Source organism: Streptomyces sp. NPDC088817 (genome assembly GCF_044750345.1).
Lineage (GTDB): Bacteria > Actinomycetota > Actinomycetes > Streptomycetales > Streptomycetaceae > Streptomyces.
In genome coordinates, this window is sequence record NZ_JBIVJN010000016.1 from 184,849 (window position 1) to 196,588 (window position 11,740).

At 70.5% G+C, this 11,740-nt stretch carries 8 protein-coding genes and 4 tRNA genes; 4 read left to right on the top strand and 8 right to left on the bottom strand.

The genetic code is table 11. The features are described 5' to 3' along the window. Nucleotides 1-265: 265 nt before the first annotated feature. Complete coding sequence (locus tag ACIP4X_RS27270) at nucleotides 266-1,369, bottom strand: Glu/Leu/Phe/Val dehydrogenase dimerization domain-containing protein (protein WP_391458889.1); 1,104 nt, start codon at nucleotides 1,367-1,369, stop codon at nucleotides 266-268. Nucleotides 1,370-1,650: 281 nt separating this feature from the next. Here ACIP4X_RS27270 and ACIP4X_RS27275 point away from each other — a divergent pair, with 281 nt between their 5' ends. Together ACIP4X_RS27275 and bldC are read left to right on the top strand one after the other, a co-directional pair. Continuing rightward, a complete protein-coding gene (locus tag ACIP4X_RS27275; RefSeq protein WP_358731937.1) occupies nucleotides 1,651-2,520 on the top strand; it encodes a hypothetical protein in 870 nt (289 codons plus the stop codon). Nucleotides 2,521-3,065: 545 nt separating this feature from the next. After that, nucleotides 3,066-3,272: a developmental transcriptional regulator BldC gene (bldC, locus tag ACIP4X_RS27280; protein ID WP_003949541.1), complete on the top strand. Its 207-nt coding sequence runs from the start codon at nucleotides 3,066-3,068 to the stop codon at nucleotides 3,270-3,272. Between the two features lie 475 nt (nucleotides 3,273-3,747). On the opposite strand, the gene ACIP4X_RS27285 is transcribed toward bldC, so the two are convergent. The 7 genes from ACIP4X_RS27285 to ACIP4X_RS27315 form a co-directional block, all read right to left on the bottom strand. Beyond that, the gene (locus ACIP4X_RS27285; protein WP_358731935.1) at nucleotides 3,748-3,942 is read right to left on the bottom strand and encodes a DUF6274 family protein; all 195 of its coding nucleotides are present in this window, start codon (nucleotides 3,940-3,942) and stop codon (nucleotides 3,748-3,750) included. 201 nt (nucleotides 3,943-4,143) lie between these two features. Next, nucleotides 4,144-4,218: transfer RNA gene (locus tag ACIP4X_RS27290), tRNA-Asp, on the bottom strand. Between the two features lie 126 nt (nucleotides 4,219-4,344). After that, nucleotides 4,345-8,346 carry an ATP-dependent RNA helicase HrpA gene (gene hrpA / locus ACIP4X_RS27295; RefSeq protein ID WP_358731933.1) on the bottom strand — a complete coding sequence of 1,334 codons (4,002 nt, stop codon included), beginning with the start codon at nucleotides 8,344-8,346 and terminating at the stop codon, nucleotides 4,345-4,347. A gap of 182 nt (nucleotides 8,347-8,528) precedes the next feature. Continuing rightward, nucleotides 8,529-8,605 (bottom strand) — tRNA-Phe (locus ACIP4X_RS27300). A gap of 25 nt (nucleotides 8,606-8,630) precedes the next feature. Then, nucleotides 8,631-8,705, bottom strand: a tRNA-Asp gene (locus ACIP4X_RS27305). A 48-nt stretch (nucleotides 8,706-8,753) separates the two neighbouring features. Continuing rightward, nucleotides 8,754-8,826: transfer RNA gene (locus ACIP4X_RS27310), tRNA-Glu, on the bottom strand. 80 nt (nucleotides 8,827-8,906) lie between these two features. Then, nucleotides 8,907-10,517, bottom strand: a complete 1,611-nt coding sequence (locus tag ACIP4X_RS27315; protein WP_391458886.1) for a metallophosphoesterase — start codon at nucleotides 10,515-10,517, stop codon at nucleotides 8,907-8,909. A 79-nt stretch (nucleotides 10,518-10,596) separates the two neighbouring features. On the opposite strand from ACIP4X_RS27315, the gene ACIP4X_RS27320 reads away from it, so the two are divergent. Together ACIP4X_RS27320 and ACIP4X_RS27325 are read left to right on the top strand one after the other, a co-directional pair. Next, on the top strand, nucleotides 10,597-10,947 hold the full coding sequence (locus ACIP4X_RS27320) for a metallopeptidase family protein (protein WP_358731929.1): 351 nt from the start codon (nucleotides 10,597-10,599) through the stop codon (nucleotides 10,945-10,947). Between the two features lie 82 nt (nucleotides 10,948-11,029). Continuing rightward, nucleotides 11,030-11,563 carry a hypothetical protein gene (locus ACIP4X_RS27325; protein ID WP_391458884.1) on the top strand — a complete coding sequence of 178 codons (534 nt, stop codon included), beginning with the start codon at nucleotides 11,030-11,032 and terminating at the stop codon, nucleotides 11,561-11,563. The last annotated feature ends 177 nt before the right edge of the window (nucleotides 11,564-11,740 follow it).

The window sequence follows — 11,740 nt, forward strand, 5'->3', positions numbered from 1 at the left end:
CCAGAGTCTGACACGCGTTCATGATCCGGAACGGGCTCTCCGTGGAGAGACCGGTCCGTAGGGCTTCCACGGTACCTGAGCCCGCGCCCATACGGTACGTCGCCCACCGGACGCGCGTGTGCACAGGACCGTCGAGGAAGCCTGTCCTTGCTGGTCAGTGGCGATTTTAACCACTTATCCGCGGACGACCCGCCGGTGGAAGTGAGAGTTCTCTCCAACCGTCCACCGGCAGGTACCGCACGGACGTGCGACGTCCGCCGTGCCGTCAGCCGGCGGTCCGGTCGTTCCGGTCGTTCCGGGCTTCCGACATCCGCTGCTCGGCGATCCGGTCGGCCGCCGCGGCCGGCGGAATCCCGTCCTCCTTCGCACGTGCGAATATGGCGAGCGTGGTGTCGAAGATCTCCGACGCCTTCGCCTTGCACCGGTCGAAGTCGAAGCCGTTCAGCTCGTCGGCGACCTGGATCACACCGCCGGCGTTCACGACGTAGTCCGGCGCGTAGAGGATCGCGCGGTCGGCCAGGTCCTTCTCGACACCCGGGTGGGCGAGCTGGTTGTTGGCCGCGCCGCACACCACCTTGGCGGTCAGCACCGGCACGGTGTCGTCGTTCAGGGCGCCGCCGAGAGCGCAGGGGGCGTAGACGTCCAGCCCCTCGGTGCGGATCAGCGCGTCGGTGTCGGCCGCCACCTGAACGGCGGGGTGCCTGTCGACGATCCGCTGCACGGCGTCCCGCCGGACGTCCGTGATCACGACCTGGGCGCCCTCCTTGAGCAGGTGCTCGACGAGGTGGTGCCCGACCTTGCCGACGCCCGCGATCCCGACCTTGCGGTCGCGCAGCGACGGGTCGCCCCACAGGTGCTGGGCGGAGGCGCGCATGCCCTGGTAGACGCCGAAGGAGGTCAGCACCGAGGAGTCGCCGGCGCCGCCGTTCTCGGGCGAGCGGCCGGTGGTCCACCGGCACTCGCGTGCCACGACGTCCATGTCGGCCACATAGGTGCCGACGTCGCAGGCGGTGACGTAGCGCCCGCCGAGCGAGGCGACGAACCGCCCGTAGGCGAGCAGCAGTTCCTCGGTCTTGATCCGCTCAGGGTCACCGATGATCACGGCCTTGCCGCCGCCGTGGCGGAGGCCGGCCATGGCGTTCTTGTACGACATGCCGCGCGCGAGGTTCAGCGCGTCGGCGACGGCCTGCTCCTCGTTCGCGTACGGGTAGAAGCGCGTGCCGCCGAGGGCGGGGCCCAGGGCGGTGGAGTGGATGGCGATGACGGCCTTGAGGCCGCTGGCGCGGTCCTGACAGAGCACGACTTGCTCATGACCCCCCTGCTCCGAGTGGAACAGGGTGTGCAGGACGCCGTTGGTCACGTCGGTCACGGTGGTGACTCCCGGGTAAGTAGCGGCGAGCGGGGACTGACCCTCCGAGGCCCCCGCACGTTGTGGTGGCGAGGGTGGCGGGAGGGGTGGTGGGCGGCGGCCGGTGGGCCGCTCAGCAGGAGATTAGACCCTGACCCCGCCATCCATGACCCTGGCGGTCGGGATCATCCTCCCGCGGAGTACGCCGCCACCCGGGCGTGGGACGATTTGCAGTGGTTTTCCGTCCACCCGGGTGCGGGCCGGGCGGGTTTCGGGTCCGGTCCGGTGGGGAGGGAGCAGGCGTGCCCAAGGTGTCCTCCGTGGTCGTTCCGTACGCGACCTACTTGCGCGTGTACGAGCCGCTGGCCGCCTTCCCGGAGCCGGAGCGCAGCCACTGGGCGCGCTATGCCCGGCGCCCGGACCGCCCCTCCTGCCAGGACGAGCTGCGCCGCTCGCTGGCCGACCTGCTGCCCACCCCGCCGGTGCCGGTCCCGGTGCACGAGAGCCCGGACGCGTTCGTGCTCGACGTCGACGGGGTGGTCTGCGTCTGCCCCTGGCGCACCCGGCTGCGCGGCTGGCAGGCCCTGGGCGACCTCGCCGAGGAGTTCCCGGCCGCCGTGCTGGACGCGGTGCTGCCGCCGCTGGTGCGCCACCAGGCCACCCAGGACTACGAGCGCTGGCTGGCCGACAACCCCGACGCCCGGCCCTGGATCCGCACCTCGACCTGGCAGGTGCCGCTGAACTGGTTCGTGCTGGTCTCCGACGAGGAGCGGGAGTACGTCAAGGGCTCCGGGGACTCCGGGGGCCCCGCCGGCTTCGGGGACGACGTGCCGGTGCTGCGCTACCGGACGCCGATGGTGCAGGCGCGGCGGCGGGTGGCGCGCGGACTGCGGGCCCTCAAGGACGCCGTCGACGAGGGGCCGATGATCGACGGCCTGGTGGACGTCGGACGCTGGCTGGAGGAGTTCCATCCGCGCTCGCTGGTGGAGCTCGACTACGGCGGCCTGGTGCACGCGCTGCCGGCCGGTGACCTGGAGGGCGACCACTCGGCGGCCGACGTGGCCGAGGGGATCGAGGCGCTGCGCCAGGGCGACGGGGCGGCCGCGGGGGAGGCCTACGGGCGGCTGGTGGAGCGCTGGCGGGCGGTGCGCGACCGGCGGTCCGCGAACTGACGGCCCGCCAGGAGCGATGTGCGGGGTGACGCAGATCACGGCGGATCGGGGACGTGAACGGCGTACCGTCGAGGACGTTTCCGGGAGCTGACGGGACGTAGGTTTCGATCCGGGCGTTTACGTCAAGGGTGACGGACGGCACTTACCCGACCCTTGCGCCGCTTGCCACTCCTCGTGCCAAAATAGGACAAGGAGTCCGGGGAGGGCTCCATCCGTCCAACTGTGCTCCACTGTGGGCGGAATCTCCGCATTGCACTCTTTGGGGGGTCTGGTGCCTCCTGATCGCGCTGTGACTGATCGTCACAGTGGCGTGACTGTCCGCTATGGCATGGTCCATCGGCTTCCGTCGCTGATGAACACCTGGGAGGGCAATTCCATCGGTTTGGCCGACGCGGCTGGACAGATGGTGTAGTTGTAGTGCCGAGGACAAGCCGTTCGTCCTATAACCGACTCGACTCGCGTCCGCCATTTCGGGCAACGCGGGTCAAGGTGCAGAATTTAGAGGAAAGAACCGAGAAGGTTCGGTTCTCCCGAGGAGGCCGCTCATGACCGCTCGCACCCCTGATGCCGAGCCGCTGCTGACCCCGGCTGAGGTCGCCACCATGTTCCGCGTCGACCCTAAGACGGTCACGCGCTGGGCGAAGGCCGGCAAGCTCACGTCGATCCGCACGCTCGGCGGGCACCGCCGCTACCGCGAGGCCGAGGTCCGCGCACTGCTCGCGGGCATTCCGCAGCAGCGCAGCGAGGCCTGAACAACCGAATAACCGGACGAACCGGCTGGTCCCCCTACTGGTCGAGGCGTCCGGAACCACAGCTCCAAGCGACGCGGGTCCTGCCCCAACAGGCCCCACGCCCAAGCCATCAGAGCTCCACAGGCAAGTGAACAAGGGTGCGTCGTCGATCGCGCTGGACTCCGCCGGGTCCAGCGCGATCTTTTTTGTGTGCCTTCCGGGCGCCACGGGGTGGCTCTGTGAGCGGGCTTGTCGGAGTCTGGGGAGGCTCGGCGGATCATCTGTGGAGCAACGTGCAGGGCGGTGCAATTGCACATATTAAATTGACCCTGTGTAGGGCGGGAGTAAATACCGCACTTTCAGAAACTCATTCGGTGACACCCGTCACACGTCGAGGCGCTTGTTGCCGGCCGGGTCTCTGCGCTAGTGGAAGCTCCGGTTCCATCGCCCCACGCCTGCAAGGGAGTTCGGGATCCGAGGCGCGTCCCGGCCCGGCTCACGCCGTCGGGGCGCCGTCGTCCTCCACGGCCTCGCCCGGCGCGCCGGAGGCTGTCCGTGGGGCGCCGGCCATCTCCAGGCGCTGCAGTTGGTGGCAGACGGCGCAGCGGCGGGTGAGATGGCGGTACGACGAGGCCGCCGCGAGATGTGCGCGGAGCAGCGCCCGCGTCTCGTGCCTGGCCGATGCCGCCATACGCCACCTCCAGTGGACCGCGGGGGAGCGGGGCCTGTTCCCTGGGTACCGAGAGAATGTGACGCCGTCAAGACACAGTGGCGGGCCACAGGGCGTCCCGGCGCCTCCGCGACGTTCCGGAAGTGGCCGCGCGGACGGGGCGCGTGAGCGCACGGGAAGAGGGCCCGCACCCCTCGGGGGGTACGGGCCCTCTTGACAAAGCGGTCCTGACGGGATTTGAACCCGCGGCCTCCACCTTGACAGGGTGGCGAGCACTCCAAACTGCTCCACAGGACCTGGGGCCCCTCCCAGGCCATTAAGGCGCTGGGGGAGTTTCGCGGCGCCATTCGTGCGTTGCGCTGCGAGAACAGACTGTACAGGAGCGGAGGCCCGGGGTCGAACTCACTTAGTGTGCACGGGCCGTCACGGTGCAGCCGCGTCGATCGCCTTCACGATCCGCTTGTCGGAGACCGGATACGCCGTGCCCAGCGCGTGCGCGAAGTAGCTCACCCGGAGCTCCTCGATCATCCAGCGGATGTCCAGGACCGAGGACGGCACCGGCCGGCCCCGCGGCATCTGCTCGAGCAGCCACGCGTACTCGTCCTGCATCTCGTGGACCTTCTCCATGCGCGTGGTGTCCCGCTGGACGTTCGTCGGCATCTGCTGGAGGCGGCGGTCGGCGGCCACCAGGTAGCGCATCAGGTCCGGCAGACGCCGTACCCCGGACGCCGTCACGAAACCGGGCTTCACCAGGCCGTCCAGCTGAGCCCGCAGGTCCGCCAGGTTCGGCAGCAGCACGGGGCTCCGTACGGCCTTCAGACGGCGCTCACAGGCCTGCCAGGCGGCCAGTACCTGCTGCACCTGGCCCACCGTCCGCACGGTCGTGTCCACGATCTCGGCACGCACCTTGTCGTACAGCTTCCGATACGACTCCTCGTCCCAGACCGGCCCGCCGAAGTCCGTGATCAGCCGGTCCGCCGCCGCCGTCGCACAGTCGTCGAACAGCGCCTGGATCGAGCCGTGCGGATTCGCCGAGAGAGCGAGCTTCTGCTGGTTGCTCAGCTTTTCGGACGCGAACTTCGCGGGGTTGACGGGGATGTTGCGCAGGATCAGCCGCCGCGTGCCCCGCCACATCGCCTCGGCCTGCTCGGCCTCGGTGTCGAAGAGCCGCACGGACACGGTGTCGCCGTCGTCGACGAGCGCCGGGTAGGCCTTCACCGGCTGGCCGGCCCGGCGCGTCTCGAAGACCGGGGTCAGCGTGCCGATGGTCCAGTCGGTCAGGCCCGCGCGCTCCAGGGACTCCCCGCCCTGCCGCTCCGCGGTCGCCGCCGCGGCCTGGGACAGGGCCTTGCGCGCCCTGGGCTTCAGCCTCAGCTTCAGCGCCTCGAGGTCCTTGTCCTCGGCCAGCTTGCGGCGCCGCTCGTCGACGATCCGGAACGTGACCTTCAGATGCTCGGGGACCCGGGACCAGTCGAAGTCCTCGGCCTCGAAGGGCACACCGACCATGCGCTTCAGCTCACGCGCCATCGTGGTCGTCAGCGGCTCCTGCAACGGCACCGCCGACCCCAGGAACGCCTTCGCGTAGTTCGGCGCCGGCACGTAGTTGCGGCGGATCGGCTTGGGCAGCGAGCGGATCAGCTCGGTGACGACCTCCTCGCGCAGCCCCGGGATCTGCCAGTCGAAACCCTCGTCCGTCACCTGGTTCAGCACCTGCAACGGGATGTGCACGGTCACGCCGTCCGCGTCCGCGCCCGGCTCGAACTGGTACGTCACCCGGAACTTGAGGTCCCCCTGCCGCCAGGAGTCCGGATAGTCGGCCTTGGTGACCGCCTCCGCCGACTCCCGGACGAGCATCTCCCGCTCGAAGTCCAGGAAGTCCGGCTGCTCGTGCCGCTTGTGCTTCCACCAGGAGTCGAAGTGCGCCCCGGACACCACGTGGTCGGGCACCCGCCGGTCGTAGAAGTCGAACAGCGTCTCGTCGTCCACGACGATGTCCCGGCGCCGGGCCCGGTGCTCCAGCTCCTCCACCTCGCTGAGGAGCCTGCGGTTGTCGGCGAAGAACTTGTGGTGGGTACGCCAGTCGCCCTCGACCAGCGCGTTGCGGATGAACAGCTCCCGGCTGACCTCCGCGTCGATCCGCCCGTAGTTCACCTTGCGCTGGGCGACGATCGGAACGCCGTACAGCGTCACCTTCTCGTACGCCACCACCGCCGCCTGGTCCTTCTCCCAGTGCGGCTCGCTGTACGTCCGCTTCAGCAGATGCCCGGCGAGCGGCTCGACCCACTCCGGCTCGATCCTCGCGTTGACGCGGGCCCACAGCCGGGACGTCTCCACGAGCTCGGCGGACATCACGAAGCGCGGTGGCTTCTTGAACAGCGCCGAGCCGGGGAAGATCGCGAACTTGGCACTGCGGGCGCCCAGGTACTCGTTGCGGCCGCCGTCCTTGCGCGTGCCCGGCCCGGAGTCCTTGGACTCCTTCACGTCCTTCATGCCGATGTGCGACAGCAGACCGGCGAGCAGCGAGACGTGGATCCGGTCGGCGGGCGCGTCCTGGTCGTTGAGCTCGATCCCCATCTGCTTGGCGACCGTGCGCAACTGGCTGTAGATGTCCTGCCATTCGCGGATCCGCAGGAAGTTCAGGAACTCCTGCTTGCACATGCGCCGGAACGACGAGGAGCCCCGCTCCCGCTGCTGCTCGCGGAGGTAGCGCCACAGGTTGAGGTAGGCGACGAAGTCGCTGGTCTCGTCCCGGAAGCGGGCGTGCTGCTGATCGGCCTGGGTCTGCTTCTCGGCGGGACGCTCACGCGGGTCCTGGATGGACAGCGCGGCCGCGATCACCATGACCTCGCGGACGCAGCCGTTGCGGTCCGCCTCCAGCACCATCCGGGCCAGGCGCGGGTCGACCGGCAGCTGGGCGAGCTTGCGGCCGGTCTCCGTGAGCCGCTTGCGGGGGTCCTTCTGCGCCGGGTCCAGCGCGCTCAGCTCCTGGAGCAGCTGTACGCCGTCCCGGATGTTGCGGTGGTCCGGCGGGTCGATGAACGGGAACTTCTCGATGTCGCCGAGACCGGCCGCCGTCATCTGGAGGATGACCGAGGCGAGGTTGGTCCGCAGGATCTCCGCGTCCGTGAACTCCGGGCGGGTGAGGAAGTCGTCCTCGCTGTAGAGCCGGATGCAGATGCCGTCGGAGGTACGCCCGCAGCGGCCCTTGCGCTGGTTGGCGCTGGCCTGCGAGACCGGCTCGATCGGCAGCCGCTGCACCTTGGTGCGGTGGCTGTACCGGGAGATCCGGGCGAAGCCGGGGTCGATCACGTACTTGATGCCGGGGACGGTCAGCGAGGTCTCGGCGACGTTGGTGGCCAGCACGATCCTGCGGCCGGAGTGCGGCTGGAAGACCCGGTGCTGCTCGGCGTGCGACAGCCGCGCGTACAGCGGCAGCACCTCGATGCCGTGCCGATGGGCGCCTCCGGCGCGGGACTGGTTCTTCTTGTTGAGCGCGTCGGCCGTGTCGCGGATCTCCCGCTCCCCCGAGAGGAAGACGAGGATGTCCCCCGGCCCCTCGGTCATCAGCTCCTCCACCGCGTCCGTGATCGCGGTGATCTGATCCCGGTCGGCGTCGTCGGAGTCCTCCTCCAGCAGCGGCCGGTAGCGCACCTCCACCGGATACGTCCGCCCGCTGACCTCGATGATCGGGGCGTCCCCGAAGTGCCGGGAGAAGCGCTCGGGATCGATGGTGGCCGAGGTGATGACGACCTTGAGGTCCGGCCGCCGCGGCAGCAGCTGCGCGAGATAGCCCAGCAGGAAGTCGATGTTGAGGGACCGCTCGTGGGCCTCGTCGATGATGATCGTGTCGTAGGCCCGCAGCTCGCGGTCGGTCTGGATCTCCGCGAGCAGGATGCCGTCCGTCATCAGCTTGACGAACGTGGCACCGGGATCCACCTGGTCGGTGAACCGCACCTTCCAGCCGACGGCCTCACCGAGCGGGGTGTCCAGCTCCTCCGCGACCCGCTCGGCGACGGTGCGGGCGGCGATCCGGCGGGGCTGGGTGTGCCCGATCATGCCGCGCACGCCCCGGCCGAGCTCCATGCAGATCTTCGGGATCTGCGTGGTCTTCCCGGACCCCGTCTCACCGGCGACGATGACGACCTGGTGAGCACGGATCGCGTCGGCGATCGCGTCCTTCTTCTGGCTGACCGGCAGCTGCTCGGGATAGCTGATCGCCGGTACCCGGGAACGCCGGGCGGCCATGCGCTCCTCGGCCGTCCCGACTTCGCCCTCGATCTCGGCGAGAACGGCGGCACGCGCCTCCGGCTTGCGAATCTTGCGCGCACCTTCGAGCCTGCGGCCGAGCCGGTGCGCGTCGCGCAGCGACAACTCGTTCAGCCGGGAGGCGAGGGCGCCGAGGGCGGGGGCGGGATGCGTAGACATACGGGACCCAGGATCTCATCCCCGGGATTTTCCTGGCGAACGCTTTACCCCGCGGGCCGCGGGCCGCCGCCGGCGGCACCCGGGCTCGTGTGTCTGCTCCCCCGTTTCGCGCGTGCGCACCCGGCCGGCGTCAGCGTCCCCGCGAACAAAAAAGATCCCGCCCATCGGACGGGATCCTTCTCTGGTGGCTGGGGCCGGGGTCGAACCGGCGACCTATCGCTTTTCAGGCGATCGCTCGTACCAACTGAGCTACCCAGCCATTGAGGTCTCGTATGAAACCTCAGCGGTCCTGACGGGATTTGAACCCGCGGCCTCCACCTTGACAGGGTGGCGAGCACTCCAAACTGCTCCACAGGACCATGGTTGTGTGCGAACCAACGAACGTAAGTGTCGCACACCGTACTGCGTGCCCCCAACGGGATTCGAACCCGTGCTACCGCCTTGAAAGGGCGGCGTCCTAGGCCGCTAGACGATGAGGGCTATCGGCCCGCCTGGGCGCTTCTCAGCGCGTCGGGGACGTGAAAAGCATAGGGGATGGCCGGGGGTATCGCCAAAACCGTTTACGAGCCGGAGGGGGAGGGGGTGGAGGGAGTGGCATCGGACGGGGTGGGGGTGGCGCCCGGCTTGTTCTCCTCGGACAGGTGGCGGCTGACCTCCGCCGTCGTCCGGCCCAGGCCGCCCAGCTTGATCGCGTCCCATGCCTGGAGGCGGCGGCTGTCCCGGTCGAGGTAGAGGATCGACGCCTCGATCGGGGCCGGGTACGTCCCCTCGACCGCGCGCAGCCCGCTGCCGCCCGTGGACCCCTCCATGCGCAGCCGCGTGCCGAACCTGAGGATCTCGGTTCCCTCGTGGTGGAGGTGGCCGCAGAGCACCAGCGGCACGGTGCCGTCCGTCTCGCGGGCCGCGGACGGTTCGTGGGCGATGGCGATGTCGACCGGGGTGCCCTTGGCCCGCTGGTCGCGCAGGGCCGAGGCGAGCCGGGCGCCGGCCAGCTCCTCGGACGCGTCGGCGCCCCGCGCGCCGGAGCGGTCGGGGGTGAACTGGGGGTCGCCGGTCCCGGCGAAGCGCAGACCGGCGACGGTCTCGGCGCGGCCGTCGTCCAGGACGTGCACGTTCTTCATCCGCTCCAGATAGCGCTGGGTGACCTTCGAGTCGTGGTTGCCGCGCACCCAGACATAGGGGACACCCAGGTCCTTGATCGGGTCCAGGAAGCCGTTCTCCGCCGCGGTGCCGTGGTCCATCGTGTCGCCGGAGTCGACGATCACGTCCACCTTGTACTGCTCCACCAGCGAGGCGATGATCTTCCAGCTCGCCGGGTTGAGGTGGATGTCGGAGACGTGCAGGACCCTGATGGTCGTCGGGTCCGGCTGGTAGGCGGGGAGAGTCGAGGTGACGTCGTAGAGCTTGGTCACGTTCGTCACCAGGCGCGCCAGCTCCTGCTGGTAGACGTCGAACTCGGTGACGATGCTGCGCGCGTTGCCGACCACGGAGGGCGCCGAGGACAGCAGTCCGGAGAACTTCGGCTCCAGCACCGACTTGGGGTTCCAGGTGGCGTACGCCGTCGCCCCGGACGCGGCGAGCAGGGTCAGGGCGAGGCCGCCGGCCGCCAGGGCGCGGCGCGGGCGGCGGTAGACCGCCAGACCGAGCGCGGTGGCGCCGGCGACGACGGCCACACAGGACCGTACGGCCAGGTCGAGGGTGCCGTGCTCGACGTCGTGCGCCACTTCGTCCTGGAGGCCGGAGAAGCGTTCCGGGTGGTCGACCAGGGCCTGGGAGCGGGCCGGGTCGAGCTGGTCCACGTTCACGTCGAGGCGGACCGGGGCGATGTGGCTGTCCAGTTCCAGGGAGCCGAGGGGCGACACGTTGATCTTCGTGCCGCCGCTCAGGGAGGGGCGCAGGGTCATCGTGGTGTTCATGGGGCCGACGGGGGCCCGCACGTTGCCGACGACGAGCAGCCCCAGCCAGGCGCCGGCCAGGACGACGGCCACCAGCCCGGCGGCGCGCGCCCAGGGGCGCGGCTCGTGCGCCAGTGACAGCGGCGGGCGCGGGCGCGGCGATCGGCGGCGGGGGGCGACGGCGTGCGCCGCCTTCAGCAGGGCGGCGTGGACCGCCCTTCGTATGCCTCCCAGGGGGTGCGGGCGGTTCGGGTCTGCGACGGGGACGCGGGGCATTGGGCGCGTATGCCCACGGCCGGCACCCGATATGCCCCGGCACGGCATGGCCGGGCGGGCCGTGCCGGACAATGACCGTGTGCTGGAGATGACGCGCGAGGAGTTCGAGGAACTGGTCGCCGAGGCCCTCGACCGGATTCCGCCGGAGCTGATGCGGCTGATGGACAACGTCGCGGTGTTCGTCGAGGACGAGCCGCCCGCCGACGACCCCGAGCTGCTGGGGCTGTACGAGGGGACCCCGTTGACGGAGCGCGGCGAGTGGTACGCGGGGGTGCTGCCCGACCGCATCACGATCTACCGCGGGCCGACGCTGCGCATGTGCGAGACACGGGAGGACGTGGTCGAGGAGACGGAGGTGACGGTGGTTCACGAGATCGCCCACCACTTCGGGATCGACGACGAACGTCTGCACGCGCTGGGGTACGGCTGACCCTCGCGGGGCGGGGCGCGTGTCCTCTCACGGGTGAGGGGAGTTGGACACGGCGACTTCTTCCTCCCGGAGGTGGCTGCCCGTGCGCCCCTTGTACGTATCCGTCCGTCTCGCCGCGGCGGTCGCCGCCGTCACCGCCGCCGCGGGCTGCATGAGCGTGGGGGCGGACGCCGGCGGCGCGGTCAGGCCGTCGCACTCCGCCGGAACGAAGGGCGGCCGGGCCCCGGGTGGTGAGGACGCGCTGTCCGACGGCGGCGCCGGCCATGCCGGTGGCGGCGGGGAGGGCAGGCACGGCCACGGGGGCAAGGGGAAGCCGGGCGAGACGCCGGCCGCGTCGGACTCGCCGTCGGTCCAGGCGGGCGTGTCGGCGGCGCCGGTCGACGGCGTGGTGCCGCCGAAGCCGGGCGAGCCGACGCCGACCGAGGCGGTGCCGGTGCCTCCGCAGACGTCCGCCGCGCCGGAGCCGCCGCCGGCCTCGCCGCCCGCTCCGCCGGTCCCGTCGGATCCGCCGGTGTCCGAGCCCTCGCCCTCGGCGCACGACGGCACGGGGTCGCAGCTGGAGCAGCGGGAGCGTCCGTACCGGCCGGGCTGGCGGCCGCACCGGACGAGGGGCTGAGCCGACCTGCGACAACGCCGCCGGTTCGGCTTCGCCACGCCGCCGGTTTGCGCTCGGGGGGGCAGGGTGCGTATGGTGGTAGATCGTTTGATCCCATTTGCCCGGCGCCCATGCAGAGCGCGCCGTGTGGCGCGTACTCTCCTTTGCCGTGGCGGACCGCATCGAGGCGGTCGTGGC